The sequence below is a fragment of the Pseudomonas sp. PDM10 genome, from assembly GCF_014852295.1.
In the GTDB taxonomy this organism is placed as follows: domain Bacteria; phylum Pseudomonadota; class Gammaproteobacteria; order Pseudomonadales; family Pseudomonadaceae; genus Aquipseudomonas.
On the sequence record NZ_JACVBJ010000001.1, the window covers coordinates 445,999 to 462,221 of the forward strand.

General features: G+C 60.0%; 13 protein-coding genes. 7 read left to right on the forward strand and 6 right to left on the reverse strand.

Features of this window, described 5'->3' with window-relative positions; translation table 11 throughout:
- Positions 1–11: 11 nt before the first annotated feature.
- From pcaH to pcaC, 6 genes are all read left to right on the forward strand, one after another.
- The gene (gene pcaH, locus IB252_RS02100; RefSeq protein WP_111450926.1) at positions 12–716 is read left to right on the forward strand and encodes a protocatechuate 3,4-dioxygenase subunit beta; all 705 of its coding nucleotides are present in this window, start codon (positions 12–14) and stop codon (positions 714–716) included.
- Between the two features lies 1 nt (position 717).
- Positions 718–1,284, forward strand: coding sequence for a protocatechuate 3,4-dioxygenase subunit alpha (gene pcaG / locus IB252_RS02105; RefSeq protein WP_192406525.1), 567 nt, complete (start codon positions 718–720; stop codon positions 1,282–1,284).
- Positions 1,285–1,476: 192 nt separating this feature from the next.
- Entirely contained in the window at positions 1,477–2,781 is a 1,305-nt protein-coding gene (locus IB252_RS02110; RefSeq protein ID WP_192406527.1) for an MFS family transporter, read from the forward strand.
- A 45-nt stretch (positions 2,782–2,826) separates the two neighbouring features.
- A complete protein-coding gene (locus IB252_RS02115) occupies positions 2,827–4,191 on the forward strand; it encodes a 3-carboxy-cis,cis-muconate cycloisomerase (RefSeq protein WP_192406529.1) in 1,365 nt (454 codons plus the stop codon).
- 11 nt (positions 4,192–4,202) lie between these two features.
- The gene (gene pcaD, locus IB252_RS02120) at positions 4,203–5,009 is read left to right on the forward strand and encodes a 3-oxoadipate enol-lactonase (RefSeq protein ID WP_192406531.1); all 807 of its coding nucleotides are present in this window, start codon (positions 4,203–4,205) and stop codon (positions 5,007–5,009) included.
- A 10-nt stretch (positions 5,010–5,019) separates the two neighbouring features.
- Positions 5,020–5,412: a 4-carboxymuconolactone decarboxylase gene (gene pcaC / locus IB252_RS02125; protein WP_008147336.1), complete on the forward strand. Its 393-nt coding sequence runs from the start codon at positions 5,020–5,022 to the stop codon at positions 5,410–5,412.
- 221 nt (positions 5,413–5,633) lie between these two features.
- Here pcaC and IB252_RS02130 read toward each other — a convergent pair whose 3' ends face one another.
- From IB252_RS02130 to IB252_RS02150, 5 genes are all read right to left on the reverse strand, one after another.
- On the reverse strand, positions 5,634–6,449 hold the full coding sequence (locus IB252_RS02130; RefSeq protein ID WP_192406533.1) for a methyltransferase domain-containing protein: 816 nt from the start codon (positions 6,447–6,449) through the stop codon (positions 5,634–5,636).
- A gap of 189 nt (positions 6,450–6,638) precedes the next feature.
- Positions 6,639–7,898 carry an OprD family porin gene (locus IB252_RS02135; RefSeq protein WP_192406535.1) on the reverse strand — a complete coding sequence of 420 codons (1,260 nt, stop codon included), beginning with the start codon at positions 7,896–7,898 and terminating at the stop codon, positions 6,639–6,641.
- 442 nt (positions 7,899–8,340) lie between these two features.
- Complete coding sequence (emhC, locus tag IB252_RS02140; protein ID WP_192406537.1) at positions 8,341–9,801, reverse strand: efflux RND transporter outer membrane subunit EmhC; 1,461 nt, start codon at positions 9,799–9,801, stop codon at positions 8,341–8,343.
- Entirely contained in the window at positions 9,798–12,962 is a 3,165-nt protein-coding gene (gene emhB, locus IB252_RS02145; protein ID WP_192406539.1) for an efflux RND transporter permease subunit EmhB, read from the reverse strand. Before emhB ends, emhC begins: the two co-directional genes overlap by 4 nt.
- Positions 12,963–12,965: 3 nt before the next feature.
- Entirely contained in the window at positions 12,966–14,123 is a 1,158-nt protein-coding gene (locus IB252_RS02150; protein WP_192406541.1) for an efflux RND transporter periplasmic adaptor subunit, read from the reverse strand.
- Between the two features lie 265 nt (positions 14,124–14,388).
- On the opposite strand from IB252_RS02150, the gene emhR reads away from it, so the two are divergent.
- Complete coding sequence (gene emhR, locus IB252_RS02155) at positions 14,389–15,021, forward strand: efflux system transcriptional repressor EmhR (protein WP_111450916.1); 633 nt, start codon at positions 14,389–14,391, stop codon at positions 15,019–15,021.
- Positions 15,022–15,173: 152 nt separating this feature from the next.
- Here emhR and IB252_RS02160 read toward each other — a convergent pair whose 3' ends face one another.
- Positions 15,174–16,223 carry an alkene reductase gene (locus IB252_RS02160; protein WP_192406543.1) on the reverse strand — a complete coding sequence of 350 codons (1,050 nt, stop codon included), beginning with the start codon at positions 16,221–16,223 and terminating at the stop codon, positions 15,174–15,176.

A 16,223-nucleotide genomic window follows, 5' to 3' on the forward strand; every position in this document is an offset into this window, starting at 1 on the left:
GGAAATGCTCCATGACTGACAAGCCTGGTTACCGCCGCCCGCAAGAGGGCACCCAGCCGGATTACCTGCACCCGGCCTATCAATCCACCAATCGTCGCTCGCCGTCCAAGCCGTTGGTGTTTTTGCCCCATTCGCTGTCGGAAATTACCGGTCCGACCATCGGTGCCGAGCGCATTCAAGCGCAGGACAACGACCTGACCGCCCAACACAAAGGCGAGCCACTGGGCGAGCGCATCATCATTCACGGCCGCGTGCTGGATGAAGACGGTTTGCCGGTGCCAGGGATTCTGGTGGAGATCTGGCAGGCCAACGCCGCCGGTCGCTACAACCATGATCGCGACCTGCACGATGCACCGCTGGACCCGAATTTCACCGGTACCGGCCGCACCGTGACCGACGCCGATGGCTGGTACCAATTCCAGACCATCAAACCCGGCGCCTATCCGTGGGGCAACCACCACAACGCGTGGCGCCCGGCGCATATCCATTTCTCACTGTTCGGGCCGAGTATTCTGACGCGCCTGGTCACTCAGATGTATTTCCCGGGTGATCCGCTGCTGGCGTATGACCCGATCTACAACTGCGTACCGGACACCAGCGCCAAAGAACGTTTGATCGCCAGTTTCGACCTGGAAAAAACCATTCCTTCCTATGCCCTCGGTTATCGCTGGGACATCGTCTTGCGCGGCCGCGAAGCCACGCCGATGGAGAAATAAGATGACGCTGAACGCGACCACATCCCACACCGTCGGGCCGTATTACCACATCGGTTTGACCTGGCTGAACCGCGAAGACCTGACCGTCGAACAAACCCTCGGCGAGCGCGTGGCGATCACCGGGCAAGTCATCGATGGCAACGGCGACATCGTCAACGACGCGATGCTGGAAGTCTGGCAGGCCAACGCCGCCGGCAAGTACGACCACCCTGAAGACGATCAGGACAAACCCCTGGACCCGAACTTCGAAGGGTTTGGCCGGGTGCCGGTGGATGCCGAAGGGCGCTTTCGTTTCACCACGATCAAGCCGGGCACGGTGGAAGGCTTGAACGGAACGACTCAGGCGCCGCACTTGGTTGTGCTGGTGTTTGCTCGCGGGTTGGTGAAGCACTTGCTGACGCGGATTTACTTTGACGGCGAACCGGCCAACGTGGCGGATCCGCTGCTGGAATGTGTGCCGGCTGAACGCCGCAGCACCTTGCTGGCGAAGCAGGATGCGTCCGGTGTGTACCAGTGGAATGTGATCCTGCAAGGCACCGACGCCGAGACGGTGTTCTTCGATTATTGATTCCAACCTGATCGTTCCCACGCTCCGCGTGGGAATGCCGCCATGGACGCTCTGCGTCCACTGTGACGCGGAGCGTCACGGGATGCATTCCCACGCAGAGCGTAGGAACGATCAGTGTGAAGAGTGCATCTGTGGAACGGGGCTGTTGCAAAGTGTGTCTAGACTCTCACAGTCCCCATTGAGTAAAAAACAATGACAACTGATACCGCTACTACAGCGCACTACACCGGCGAAGAGCGCAGTAAAAGGATCTTCGCGATTGTCGGCGCCTCGTCCGGCAACCTCGTCGAATGGTTCGACTTCTACGTCTACGCCTTCTGTGCGATCTATTTCGCCCCTGCCTTTTTCCCGTCCGATAACCCGACTGTGCAGCTGGTGAATACGGCTGGTGTATTCGCCGCCGGGTTCCTGATGCGGCCCATCGGCGGCTGGATCTTTGGCCGGCTGGCGGACAAGCATGGGCGCAAGAATTCGATGTTGATCTCGATTCTGATGATGTGCTTCGGTTCGTTACTCATCGCTTGCCTGCCGACCTACAAGGACATCGGCGTCTGGGCGCCGATCATGCTGCTGTTCGCCCGCCTGATTCAGGGGTTGTCGGTGGGCGGTGAGTACGGCACCACCGCGACCTACATGAGTGAAGTGGCCCTCAAGGGCCAGCGCGGTTTCTTCGCCTCGTTCCAGTACGTGACGCTGATTGGCGGGCAGTTGCTGGCGGTGTCGCTGGTGGTAATCCTGCAACAGTTCCTCACTGAGGATGATTTGCGCGCCTATGGCTGGCGGATCCCGTTTGTCGTCGGTGCGTTGGCGGCGTTGATTTCGCTGTTCCTGCGTCGTTCGCTCAAGGAAACCACCAGCAAGGAAATGCGCGCAAACAAGGACGCCGGCAGCATCCGTGCGCTGTTCCGCGACCATAAAGCGGCGTTCATCACCGTGCTCGGTTACACCGCTGGTGGCTCGCTGATTTTCTACACCTTCACCACGTACATGCAGAAATATCTGGTGAACACCGCCGGCATGCAGGCCAAGACCGCCAGCTACATCATGACCGGCGCGCTGTTCCTTTATATGTGCATGCAGCCGTTGTTCGGCATGCTCGCGGACAAGATCGGCCGACGTAACTCGATGCTGTGGTTCGGCGCCCTCGGTACGCTGTTCACCGTGCCGATTCTGTTGAGTCTGAAAAGCGTCAGCAGTCCGTTCCTGGCCTTCGTACTGATTACCGTGGCGCTGGCAATCGTCAGCTTTTACACCTCCATCAGCGGCCTGGTAAAAGCCGAAATGTTCCCGCCGGAAGTGCGCGCCTTGGGCGTCGGCCTGGCGTATGCGGTGGCGAATGCAATCTTCGGCGGTTCGGCGGAATACGTGGCCCTGAGCCTCAAAGCCGGGGGCATGGAAAACTCCTTCTACTGGTACGTGACGGTGATGATGGCGGTGGCGTTCCTGTTCAGCCTGCGCTTGCCGAAACAGGCGAAGTATTTGGAAAACGACCTTTGATCTTTACCCGTGGGCCTGACCGGCCCACGCCTCCAGGGACTGTTTATGAACGAGCGACCGGGCAATCAATTGTTCGATGCCTATTTCACTGCCCGCGACATGCGTGAGGTGTTCTGCGATCAGGGTCGGGTTCAAGCGATGCTTGATTTTGAAGCGGCGCTGGCTCGGGCCGAGGCGCGAGTCGGGCTGATTCCGCAAACGGCTGTCGCGCCGATCGAAGCGGCCTGTCACGCCGGGCATTACGACTTCGCGGCGCTCGGCGAGGCGATTGCCACGGCCGGCAATTCGGCCATTCCGTTGGTCAAGGCGTTGGGTAAACAGATCGCGGCCAACCATGCCGAAGCCGAGCGCTATGTGCATCTGGGCGCGACCAGCCAGGACGTGATGGACACCGGTCTGGTGTTGCAACTGCGTGGGGCACTGGAGCTGATCGAAAACGATCTGGCGCAACTGGGCGAAACGCTGGCGACCCAGGCGTTGCGCTACGTCGCCACACCGCTGGCCGGGCGCACCTGGTTGCAGCACGCGACACCCGTCACCCTCGGCATGAAAATCGCCGGTTGGCTGGGCGCTGTCACTCGCAGCCGGCAACGTCTGCAACAACTCAAACCGCGACTGCTGGTGCTGCAATTCGGCGGCGCCTCTGGAACCCTCGCGGCCCTCGGCGAGCAGGCGATGCCGATTGCCCACGCGCTGGCTGAAGAATTGAAACTGACATTGCCGGATCAACCTTGGCACACCCAGCGAGACCGCTTGGTGGAGTTCGGCTCGGTACTGGGATTGATCGCCGGCAGCCTCGGTAAACTGGGCCGTGACATCAGCCTGTTGATGCAGACCGAAGCCGCTGAAGCGTTCGAACCTTCCGCGCCGGGCAAGGGCGGCTCTTCAACCATGCCGCACAAACGCAACCCGGTGGGCGCGGCGGTACTGATCGGTGCTGCGACGCGCGTTCCGGGTTTGCTCTCGACGCTGTTCAGCGCCATGCCTCAAGAACACGAGCGCAGCCTGGGCCTGTGGCATGCCGAGTGGGAAACCCTGCCGGAGATTTGCTGCCTGGTGTCCGGCAGCTTGAAACAAGCGATGCTGGTGGCGGACGGACTGGAAGTGGACGCCGAACGCATGGCCCGCAACCTCGATCTGACCCAAGGCCTGGTGCTCGCCGAAGCGGTGAGCATCGTCCTCGCTCAACGAGTGGGGCGCGACACTGCGCACCATTTGCTGGAGCAATGCTGCAAGCGTGCAGTAGCTGAACAACGTCATCTGCGAGCGGTACTCGGCGACGAGCCGCAAGTGACCGCCGAACTGTCGGATGCTGAACTCGATCATTTGCTGGACCCTGCCCATTACCTCGGTCAGGCCCATACCTGGGTCGAGCGAGCGGTGGCTGAACATTCTGCGTTGACTGCCTGAAGGAGATTGCTGTGGCTTTCGTACAACTCGCCGAGGGCGAACTGCACTACCAAATTGAAGGGCCGCAACTCGATGGCCCGGCGGATGCGCCGGTGCTGGTGCTGTCCAACTCGCTGGGCACCAACCTGCACATGTGGGACGCGCAGATTGCGGCGTTCACCGAGCATTTTCGTGTGTTGCGTTTCGACACCCGGGGCCATGGCCAATCGCTGGTCACGCCCGGGCCGTACAACATCGAGCAACTGGGCCATGACGTGCTGGCGCTGCTGGATGCGTTGCACATCGAACGCGCGCATTTCTGCGGTCTGTCCATGGGCGGGCTGATTGGCCAGTGGCTGGGGATCAACGCGGGTGATCGCCTGAACAAACTGGTGGTGTGCAACACCGCGGCGAAAATCGGCGATCCGTCGGTGTGGAACCCGCGCATTGAAACCGTGCTGCGTGACGGTTCGGCCGCCATGGTCGCGCTGCGTGATGCGTCGATTGCGCGCTGGTTCACCGCAGATTTTGCTGAAGCCAATCCTGCTGCGGCGAAAAAAATCACGGACATGCTCGCGGCCACCTCGCCTGAAGGCTATGCCGCGAATTGTGCCGCCGTGCGCGATGCCGATTTCCGCGATCAGCTGTCCTCGATCAAGGTGCCGCTGCTGGTCATCGCCGGCACCGAAGACCCGGTCACGCCGCCGTCCGGCGGGCACTTCATTCAGGAACACGTGCAGGGCGCCGAGTACGCCGAGTTCTACGCCGCGCACCTGTCCAACGTTCAGGCCGGTGCTGCATTCAGCGAGCGCGTGTTGGCGTTTTTGTCAGCTGATTAAGGGGATTGTTGTGGACGAGAAACAACGCTACGACGAGGGCCTGAAAGTCCGTCGCGCGGTACTCGGCGACGCCCACGTCGACCGCAGCCTGAATGCGCTGACCGAGTTCAACTCGGAGTTTCAGGAGATGATCACCCGCCATGCCTGGGGCGACATCTGGACCCGTCCGGGACTGCCGCGCCACACCCGCAGTCTGATCACCATCGCTATGTTGATCGGCATGAACCGCAATGAAGAACTCAAACTGCACCTGCGCGCCGCCGCCAACAACGGCGTGACCCGCGGCGAGATCAAGGAAGTGATCATGCAGAGCGCAATCTACTGCGGCATTCCGGCAGCGAATGCGACGTTCCACCTGGCGGAGTCGGTGTGGGATGAGTTGGGGGTTGAATCGCGGGAGTGATCCTGGCGATTTGCGGTGTCTGAGCTGACGCCATCGCGAGCAGGCTCACTCCCACAGTGATCCGGTTTGAACGCAATTCTTGTGTTCACCGAAAATCCCCTTTGGGAGCGGGCTTGGTCTGGGCGGCATTCCGACGAAAGCGGTGGGTCAGCTTGCATCGATGCTGAAGGTTAAACCGCCTTCGTCGGAATGCCGCCCAGACCAAGCCCGCTCCCACAGGTTTAAACCGTGGCCACAATGAAAATCCGCTTGAACGGAAACAACGTGTGCCCGTCACTCTCCGGCGGGTAGTGCGCATGCACGCGCATCAGGTAGTGGTAGATGAACCGCGCCTGTTCATCATTCTTCAGGCCCTGCATCACCGGCCGCAGCGCCGAGACTTTGACCCAGTCATAGATCGGTGACTTGCCGTCGACAACCTGTAGCTGTTCGGTCTCCCAGATATCCAGGGTCTGGGTGATCGGCGAAAGCAACCGATAGTAACTTTCCAAAGACAACAGCGGCCGCGCCGCCATGGCCTCGCGCAACTGCGGGGGGCCGAGTGGTTTGCCACCGGGGCCTGCCTCTTCAAGGGTGTCGAGCATCAGTTTGTACCACAGCGCATCCCGCCAGTCGGGCATGTGCGCGGCCAGGCATCCACCCGGATTGAGCTGGCCGAGCAGTCGCGGCAACAACTGTTCGTGACCACTGACGAAGTGCAGTACGGCGGCGGCGAACAGCAGGTCCGCCGGTTGTTCGGGTTGCCAGTCGAGTAGATCGCAATGTTTCCACGACGCCTTGATCGGCAGACAACGGGCTTCGTCCAGCATTTGCTGCGAACTGTCGATGCCCTGCAACTGCGCTCGAGGCCAGCGCTTGGCCAACACTTGCGTGGCGATGCCGGTGCCGCAACCCAGGTCGTAAATGCGTTTGGGTTGTTTGAGATCAACGTGATCAAGCAGTTCGCTCACCGGTCGTTGTCGAAGACGCGAGAATTGTTGGTAAGCCTTGGCGTCCCAGTCGGTAGAGACGGGTGCGGATTTGAGTCGAGCGATCATGAGGTGGTCCTCTGGTGATCAGTGGTGTCTTCCGATGACAGCCTGGCTCAAGTCTTGGGGACCAACATCAACAGATAACGGAAGTGGGGGAGGGCTGCATTTCGCCTGAGTCCTGTCAGGTTTTTTCACTGTAATTGAAGCTCGGCAAAGCGCCAGCCAGCCTGACAGGCGGCTGGCTGACTGATCGCCTTACAACAAGCTGATCGGATAGCTTACGATCAACCGGTTCTCATCGAACTCGTTGTTGCTGAAGTCACGACGAATGGTCGAGTTGCGCCATTTGAGGTTGAGGTCTTTGAGTGCGCCGCTTTGAACGGTGTAGCCCAGTTCGCTTTCGCGGCCCCATTCCTTGCCGTCGGTGATGGTGCCGGTATGGACGTTGTCGCCGCTGATGTAACGGTTCATCAGGGTCAGGCCGGGAATGCCGAGGGCGACGAAGTTGTAGTCATGGCGTACCTGCCAGGATTTTTCTTTCGCATTGTCATAACTGGCGTTGTAACTGTCATTGGCCAGGGTGCCGCCGCTGGTGCCGTTGACCCGCATCCAGGCGTTGTCGCCGGTGAGTTTTTGCAGGCCGACATAGAAGGTGTTGCCGCCGTATTTGGCCGAGAACAGGCCCGACCAGGTCTTGTTGTCCAGCTCGCCGGCCCGGGCGCTGCCGTCATCCTTGCCATAGAAAAAACCAAGGTTGGCGCCCAGGGTCCAGTCGCCGATGGGCTGGCTGTGGATCAGATTCACGTATTGCTGGCTGTAGATGTCCTTGAGTTCGGCGTTCCACACACCGATCTGGGTGCGCTTCTCGTTGAAGGCGTATTCGCCACCCTGAAAGTTGAAACGGTCGGAGGTGAACGCTGGTTTTCCGGTCATCGACATGTCGTTCATGCTGCTGTCGTCGCGCGGACTGTTGGCGCGGAACTGGCCGCCGTAGAGCGTCAGGCCGTTGATTTCCTTCGAGGTGATCTGGCCGCCACGAAAGGTTTGTGGCAGTGAACGACCGTCGTCCGAACGCAGGATCGGCAGCACCGGCATCCATTCGCCCACCTTCACTTCGGTCTGCGACAGCTTGGCCTTCAACGCCACGTTGGTGCGACCGAAGTTGTCCGCCGGGCGACCGTCGTGATCCAGCGGCAACAACTGCGTGCCGCCCGTGCCTTTACCACCGTCGAGTTTCACCGAGTACAGCCCCAGCACATCCATGCCGAACCCGACGGTGCCCTGGGTGAACCCGGACCTGGCATCGAGGATGAAGCTTTGTGTCCACTCTTCTGCCTTGCCCTGGGCTTTGGTCGGGTTGGTGAAATTGCGATTGATGTAGAAGTTGCGCAGGTTCAGGTTGACCTTGGCACCTTCGACAAAGCCTGACTCCTCGGCCATGGCGGGCAGAGCCGTACTGGCCAGTGCAATGGCGATGAGGCTGGGGAACCAGTATTGAGTGTTGGAAGGTGTCATGTGTGCGGGTCTCTCTAGTTTTTAGGTGTGAAACGGGGCGCTGCCGCAACTGGGGGGTTGCAGACAAAAATTCTGAATTCGGGATAAAAACGAACGGGATCAGCCGGACAGGGCAGGGCGCGGGGGCATGTGTCGAACCTGTTGTTATTGGTCTTGTGCGACGAATGGTGCGGGGGATGGGCGGGAGGGTTCAATCGGGGAAAGCGGGTTTTGGGCGATTATCGAACATAAGATTGGCCGGGGATTTGTATTGTTTGGGCGGGCCTCTTCGCGAGCAAGCCCGCTCCCACAGGGGATCTAGGGTGAACACAATATTGATGACCAGCAGAGATCAACTGTGGGAGCGGGCTTGCTCGCGAAAGCGTCGGCATTGCCACTACACCTTTCCCCCGCAGACAACAAAAAGCCCACCAAAAGGTGGGCTCCTTGTTTTACAGCGTTATCAGAACAACTTCAGCTTCGGCGCTTCTTCTTTCAACGGTTCGTTCTTCGCGGTCTGCTCGTTCCAGCCACCGCCCAGTGCCTTGTACAGATTGACGGCACTGACCAGTTGCGCCAGACGGTCGGTGATCAGTACTTGTTCAGCACTGAACAGCTGACGCTGAGCATCGAGGAAGGTCAGGTTGCTGTCGACACCAATGCGATAACGACGCTCGGCCAGACGGTAGTAGTCCTGGTTGGCGTTGACGAAATCACGCTGGGCCTGCAACTGATCGGTGTAGGTCTGGCGCGCGGCCAGGCCGTCGGCGACTTCCTGGAAGGCCGTTTGAATGGACTTTTCGTAGTTCGCCACGCCGATGTCTTTCTGGATTTTTGAATAATCCAGGCTGGCGCGCAGGCTGCCGGCGTTGAAGATTGGCAGGTTGATTTGCGGCTGGAACAACCAGGTGCCCGAACCGCCCTTGAACAGGCCGGACAGGTCCGGGCTCAGGGTCCCGGCGTTGGCCGTCAGGCTGATGCTCGGGAAGAACGCCGCCCGCGCCGCGCCGATGTTGGCGTTGGCGGCTTTCAGGTTGTATTCGGCCTGAAGGATGTCCGGACGCCGTTGCAGCAAGTCCGATGGCAGACCGGCCGGCACTTCGCTCAGCAGGTCGTCAGCCAATGGCTTGGCCGCTTGCAGATTGGCCGGGATGCCAGTGCCGAGCAGCAACGCCAGGCTGTTTTCATCCTGGGCGACTTGACGGGTGTACTTGGCTTTTTGCGCGCGGGCGTTTTCCACCGAGGTACGCGACTGGGCCAGGTCCAGGGCCGAGGCCACACCCACTTCGTTGCTGCGGGCGGTGAGCTTGTAGCTCTCCTCGAACGCACCCAGGGTGTCCTGGGTCAGTTTCAGCAGTTCCTTGTCGGCCTGCCAGGTCAGGTAGGCGTTGGCCACACTGGCCACCAGGCTGATCTGGGTGCTTCGTCGTGCTTCTTCGGTGGCGAAGTACTTCTGCAGGGCTTCTTCGCTCAGGCTGCGAACCCGACCGAACAGGTCAAGTTCATAGGCGCTGATGCCGACCGTGGCCGAGTAGGAACTGTTGATGTCCGTTTGGCCGGTCTGCGAGGCCCGGGCCGGGATCCGCTGACGGCTGCCGGTACCGTTGGCCGACACGGCCGGGAACAGATCGGCACGCTGGATGCGGTATTGAGCCGCAAAGGCGTCGATGTTCAGCGCCGCGACACGCAGGTCACGGTTGTTTTCCAGGGCGACCTGGATCAGTTGTTGCAGCGCCGGGTCATGGAAAAACTGCTTCCAGCCCTGTTCAGCGGCAGCCTGGGCAGGCGCCTGGGCCGGTGAATACGCCGGGCCTTGCGGGTACTGACCCGCTACCGGTGCTTCAGGCTGCTGATAATCGGGTATCAGCGAGCAGCCACCGAGCACGAAGGCGGCAACAGCCAGGGAAAGTAGCGACTTGCTCATAAGCCAGCCTCTTTAGAAGGTTCTAGAGCGTCGTCCTGGTCAGCAATTTTGCGCTGCCCCATGGCCGACACGGTGACGAAAAACAGCGGGACCCAGAATATCGCCAAAACGGTGGCGGTGATCATACCGCCAATCACCACGGTACCGATGGCGTGTTGGCTACCCGAGCCGGCGCCAGTGGAAATGGCCAGCGGCACGACGCCCAGGACAAACGCCAGGGACGTCATGATGATCGGACGCAAACGCATGCGGCAAGCCTCGATGGCGGCCTCCTGCAAGCTCTTGCCCTGTTCATGCAGGTCTTTGGCGAACTCGACGATCAGAATGGCGTTTTTCGCCGCCAGACCAATGGTGGTCAACAGACCCACCAGGAAGTACACGTCGTTGGACAGACCGCGCAAGCTGGTTGCCATCAAGGCACCGATAATCCCCAGCGGCACCACGAGCACCACCGCAATCGGAATCGACCAGCTTTCATACAACGCGGCCAGACACAGGAACACCATCAGGATCGACAACGCGAACAGCGCCGGCGCCTGCGAGCCCGCCAGTCGTTCTTCGTACGACAGGCCGGTCCAGGAAATACCAACACCGGCCGGCAGTTTCTGGGCCAGGGCTTCGACTTCGGCCATGGCTTCACCGGTGGAATAGCCGGGTGCCGGGGCACCGAGGATTTCCATCGCTTCTACGCCGTTGTAACGCGACAGCTTCGGCGCACCGTAAATCCACTCGCCCTTGGCGAACGCGGAGAATGGAACCATGGTGCCGGCGCTGTTGCGTACGTACCATTTCTTCACGTCTTCAGGACTCATGCGCGCGCCCGGCTGGCCTTGTACGTAAACCTTCTTCACCCGACCGCGGTCGATGAAGTCGTTGACGTAGCTACTGCCCAGCGCAATCGACAGGGTGCTGTTGATGTCGGCGATGGTAATGCCCAGGGCACTGGCCTTCTCGTCATCGATTTCCAGTTGGTATTGCGGTTCGTCGTTCAAACCGTTCGGGCGGACCTGCGACAGCACCTTGCTCTGCGCCGCCATACCGAGGAACTGGTTGCGTGCAGCCATCAGTGCGTCGTGACCGATACCGGCACGGTCTTGCAGGAACACGTCGAAACCGGTGGCGTTACCCAATTCCAGCACCGCCGGAGGTGCGAACGCAAACACCATGGCGTCACGGAAGGTGAAGAAATGCTGCTGGGCACGGGCCGCAACTTTGAACACGCTGTTGTCGGCGTTACGTTCGTGCCACGGTCTGAGCATGATGAACGCCATACCCGAACTCTGACCACGGCCGGCGAAGTTGAAGCCGGTCACGGTAAACACCGAGGCTACCGCGTCACCTTCACCGCCGTCCTTGCCCGGACGCAGCAGGAACTCACGCATCTCGTCCACGACCACTTGTGTGCGCTGGGAACTGGAACCGGCCGGGGTTTGCACCTGGGCAAACAGTACACCTTGGTCTTCTTCCGGCAGGAACGCGGATGGAATACGCAGGAACAACCAGATCATGCCGACGACGATGATCACGTACACCAGCAGATACGGCACCTTGTTGCGCAGAATGTTGCCAACGCCGCGCTCGTAGCTTTTCACACTACGGTCGAAGTTGCGGTTGAACCAGCCGAAAAATCCGCGTTTCGGGACGCCGTGCTCACCCTTGGGAATCGCTTTGAGCATGGTGGCGCAGAGCGCCGGGGTAAAGATCAGTGCGACCAGTACCGACAGGGCCATGGCCGAGACGATGGTGATCGAAAACTGCTTGTAGATCACGCCGGTGGAACCGCCGAAGAATGCCATCGGCAACAGTACCGCCGAGAGCACCAGGGCAATACCGACCAGTGCACCCTGGATCTGCCCCATGGATTTCTTGGTGGCCTCCTTGGGTGACAGGCCTTCCTCGCTCATGACTCGTTCGACGTTCTCCACCACGACGATGGCGTCGTCCACCAGCAAACCGATGGCCAGCACCATACCGAACATGGTCAGGGTGTTGATGCTGAAACCGAACGCCGCGAGGATCCCGAAGGTCCCCAGCAGTACCACGGGCACGGTCATCGTGGTGATGACGGTGGCGCGGAAGTTTTGCAGGAACAGGAACATCACCAGGAACACCAGCACGATCGCTTCGACCAGGGTTTCAACCACACCCTTGATCGACTCGGTCACCACCGGCGTGGTGTCGTACGGGAATACCACTTCCATCCCTTGCGGGAAGAACGGCTTGAGGGATTCGATGGTCTTGCGCAGCGCTTTTGCCGTGTCGAGGGCGTTGGCACCGTTGGCCAGTTTCACCGCCAGACCGGAGGCCGGGCTGCCGTTGAACTGGGCGCTGATCGAGTAGTTTTCACCGCCCAGACCGACATCCGCCACGTCGCCGACACGCACTTGCGAGCCATCCTTGTTGACCTTCAGCAGGATGGCCTTGAACTGCTCAGCCGTTTGCAGACGGGTCTTGCCGATGATCGTCGCGTTCAGTTGCTGACCGGCCACGGCAGGCAAGCCACCGAGTTGACCGGACGACACCTGGACGTTTTGCGCGGCGATGGCGGTTTTCACGTCGCCCGGGGTCAGGTTGAAGTTGTTCAACTTGGCCGGGTCGAGCCAGATCCGCATTGCGTACTGGGCACCGAAGACCTGGAAGTCACCCACACCGGCGGTCCGCGAGATCGGGTCCTGCATGTTCGACACGATGTAGTTGGACAGGTCGTCCTTGGTCATGCTGCCGTCGCGCGACACCACGCCGATCACCATCAGGAAGTTTTTCACTGCCTTGGTCACGCGGATACCCTGTTGCTGCACTTCTTGCGGCAGCAGCGGGGTGGCCAGGTTCAGCTTGTTCTGGACCTGAACCTGCGCGGTATCGGAGTTGGTGCCCTGCTCGAAGGTCGCGGTAATGGTCATGCTGCCGTCGGAGTTACTTTCCGAGGAGACATAACGCAGGTTATCGATACCGTTGAGCTGTTGCTCGATCACCTGGACCACGGTGTCCTGCACGGTTTGTGCGGACGCGCCCGGGTAAGTCACCTGGATCGCAATGGCCGGAGGCGCAATGCTCGGGTATTGGTTGATCGGCAGTTTGAGGATCGAGAGTGCCCCGACCAGCATGATGACCAGGGCAATTACCCAGGCAAAAATCGGACGGTCGATAAAAAATCTGGACATGGTTTACTCCCCTTTGCCGCTGGAAGCCTTGTTAGCTACCTGTGCGGGGGCCGGGTTCTTTGCGCCAACGTTAGTCGCTTCACTGGCCTTTACTTCGACGCCAGGTTTAACGAATTGCAGTCCTTCGGTGATCAGGCGATCGCCGGCTTTCAGACCGTCTTCGATCAGCCACTGGTTGCCGACGGTGCGGCTGGCCTTGAGGTGACGCAGTTCGACCTTGTTATCCGGGCCGACGACCAGCGCGGTCGGGGTGCCTTTGAGATCACGGGTCACGCCTTGTTGCGGGGCGAGGATCGCCGCGCTGTTCACACCGGCCTGCAGTTGGGCGTGTACAAACATGCCGGGCAGCAGGGTGTGGTCAGGGTTCGGGAATACCGCACGCAAGGTCACGGAACCGGTGGTCTGGTCTACCGAGACTTCCGAGAACTCGAGCTTGCCTTCCTGTTTGTACTGGCTGCCGTCTTCGAGGGTCAGCTTGACCGCGGCCGCGTTGTCGCCGGATTTTTGCAGACGACCGCTTTCCAGTTCGCGGCGCAGTTCCAGCAGCTCTACCGAAGACTGGGTCACGTCGACATAGATCGGGTCCAGTTGCTGAATCACCGCCATCGCTTCGACCTGGCCGCTGGTGACCAGCGCGCCTTCAGTCACGGTCGAGCGGCCGATGCGTCCGGAGAGTGGCGCGTAAACCTTGGTGTAACGCACATTGATCTGGGCGCTTTGCAGGGCGGCTTCCGATTGCAACCGGTTGGCCAGGGCCGTGTCGTATTCCTGACGGCTCACCGCCTGTTCGCTGACCAACTGCTTGTAGCGGTCGGAAATCGATTTGGTCTGTTGCAGGTTGGCTTCGGCGCTTTTCAGAGTGGCTTCATAAACCGCCGGATCGATCTGATACAGCTGCTGGCCGGCTTTGACGTCGCCGCCTTCCTTGAACAGGCGCTTGAGAATGATGCCGTTGACCTGAGGGCGAACTTCGGCGATGCGGTACGCGCTGGTACGGCCCGGAAGCTCGGAGGTCAGGGTGAAGGCTTGAGGTTGCAGAGTAACGACGCCGACCTGAGGGGGTGGTGCGGCAGGTGCCGCCTCTTCCTTTTTGCATCCGCTGAGCAGCGATGCCAAGGCGAGGGCGGTGACCAGAGCGGTAACAGCTGGCTTGAATTGCATGAAAATCCTCGGGTCAGGCGCGCAAATTGCGCACTCGAAAGGTGGAAAGGTAAAAAATGTGCGCTGAGTGGATAAGTAGCTTGCTAAGGAATATACTTACGTTCATGGTTGTTTGTAAATACCTTGGCCGCGTATCCACACCGTTACAAAAGCCGTTCAAGGGTTCGAATTGTAGGCCGGGGACGACGCCTGAGAGCGATCGCCCCACTTTTATTCAGCTGATGTTCAGACATCGCTGAAGCATCCTGATTGAGGTTGTACTGCCATGGTCCGTCGCACCAAAGAGGAAGCTCAAGAAACCCGCAGCCAGATACTGGAAGCGGCAGAAAAGGCCTTTTACGAAAGGGGCGTGGCGCGCACGACACTGGCGGATATCGCTACCCTGGCCGGGGTCACTCGCGGGGCCATCTATTGGCATTTCAGCAACAAGGCGGATCTGGTGCAGGCCATGCTTGATACCTTGCATGAGCCGCTGGATGAAATGGCCAAGGCCAGTGAAAGCGAAGATGAACTCGACCCCTTGGGCTGCATGCGCAAACTGCTGATTCATTTGTTTCATCAAGTTGCCATGGATCCGAAAACCCGACGCATCAATGAGATTCTGTTTCATAAGTGCGAATTCACCGATGAAATGTGCGACCTGCGCCAGCAGCGCCGAGCGGTCAGCCTTGATTGCAATGTGCGAATCGCCCTGGCCCTGAGTAATGCGGTCAATCGGGGACAGTTACCGGAAAGCCTCGATACGGCCCGCGCGGCCATCAGCCTGCATGCATACATCGACGGCATCCTGTATCAGTGGCTGTTGGCGCCCGACAGCTTTGAACTGCATATCGACGCCGAGTGTTTGGTTGATACAGGGTTGGATATGCTGCGCTTGAGCCCCAGCCTGCGCAAATGAAACAAAATACCTAATGGGGGCTTTTATATACGTACGCTCGCCAGGTTGATAGGTAGTGAGCTACCTGATTTGTAGGGATTTTGTGAGTAACCCGGTTGCCAAAAAGCCCCGGCTCTTTCGAGTCGGGGCTTTTGCGTTTCAAGGGGAGACGCTTACAACACCGGGTAGTCGATGTAGCCGACCGGGCCCTTGGCGTAGAACAGTTCAGGACGCGCCTCGTTCAGCGGCGCATCGGCCTTCAACCGTGCCGGCAAGTCTGGGTTGGCAATGAATGGCACGCCGAAGGCCACCGCATCGGCCTTGCCGCTGGCGAGCCAGGCGTTGGCGCTGTCTTTGGTGAAGCGTTCGTTGACGATGTACGGGCCGCCGAACGCTTCTTTCAATTGTGGACCCAGGCTGTCGCCATCTTCTTTCTCGCGGGAGCAGATGAAGGCGATGCCTCGTTTGCCCAGTTCGCGAGCGACGTAAGTGAACGTCTCGGACAGGTTGTCGTCGCCCATGTCATGGAGGTCGGCACGGGGTGACAGGTGCACACCTACGCGGCCTGCGCCCCAGACTTCGATTGCGGCATCGGTCACTTCCAGCAACAGGCGAGCACGATTTTCCACGGAACCGCCGTAGTTGTCGGTGCGCTGGTTGGTGCTGCTTTGCAGGAACTGGTCGAGCAGGTAACCGTTGGCGCCATGGATTTCCACACCGTCGAAACCGGCCGCCTTGGCGTTCTCGGCACCGACGCGGTAGGCGTCGACGATGTCGGCGATTTCAGCGGTTTCCAGGGCGCGTGGGGTTGGGAAGTCGGCCAGTGGACGAACCAGGCTGACATGGCCTTTTGGCTGAATGGCGCTGGGTGCGACCGGCACCTCACCGCCCAGGTACGACCCGTGGGAAATACGGCCGACGTGCCACAGTTGCTGGAAAATCTTGCCGCCCGCGCCGTGGATAGCCTTGGTCACATTGGCCCAGCCACGCACTTGATCGTTGGACCAGATGCCTGGGGTGTCCGGGTAGCCGACGCCCATCGGCGTGACCGAAGTGGCCTCGCTGAGGATCAGGCCGGCCGAGGCGCGCTGTACGTAGTACTCGGCCATCAGCGCGTTCGGCACGCGGCCTTCGTCGGCGCGGCAGCGGGTCAGCGGCGCCATGATGATGCGGTTGGCCAACTCGAGGTCGCCCAGTTTGATCGGATCGAAAATAGTCGTCAT

Coding starts and splice junctions, on each gene's coding strand:
- IB252_RS02160 (WP_192406543.1), bottom strand. CDS start 16,223: ATGACGACTATTTTCGATCCGATCAAACTGGGCGACCTCGAGTTGGCC.
- IB252_RS02130 (WP_192406533.1), bottom strand. CDS start 6,449: ATGATCGCTCGACTCAAATCCGCACCCGTCTCTACCGACTGGGACGCC.
- pcaG (WP_192406525.1), top strand. CDS start 718: ATGACGCTGAACGCGACCACATCCCACACCGTCGGGCCGTATTACCAC.
- emhR (WP_111450916.1), top strand. CDS start 14,389: ATGGTCCGTCGCACCAAAGAGGAAGCTCAAGAAACCCGCAGCCAGATA.
- IB252_RS02135 (WP_192406535.1), bottom strand. CDS start 7,898: ATGACACCTTCCAACACTCAATACTGGTTCCCCAGCCTCATCGCCATT.
- pcaH (WP_111450926.1), top strand. CDS start 12: ATGACTGACAAGCCTGGTTACCGCCGCCCGCAAGAGGGCACCCAGCCG.
- emhB (WP_192406539.1), bottom strand. CDS start 12,962: ATGTCCAGATTTTTTATCGACCGTCCGATTTTTGCCTGGGTAATTGCC.
- IB252_RS02115 (WP_192406529.1), top strand. CDS start 2,827: ATGAACGAGCGACCGGGCAATCAATTGTTCGATGCCTATTTCACTGCC.
- emhC (WP_192406537.1), bottom strand. CDS start 9,801: ATGAGCAAGTCGCTACTTTCCCTGGCTGTTGCCGCCTTCGTGCTCGGT.
- IB252_RS02110 (WP_192406527.1), top strand. CDS start 1,477: ATGACAACTGATACCGCTACTACAGCGCACTACACCGGCGAAGAGCGC.
- IB252_RS02150 (WP_192406541.1), bottom strand. CDS start 14,123: ATGCAATTCAAGCCAGCTGTTACCGCTCTGGTCACCGCCCTCGCCTTG.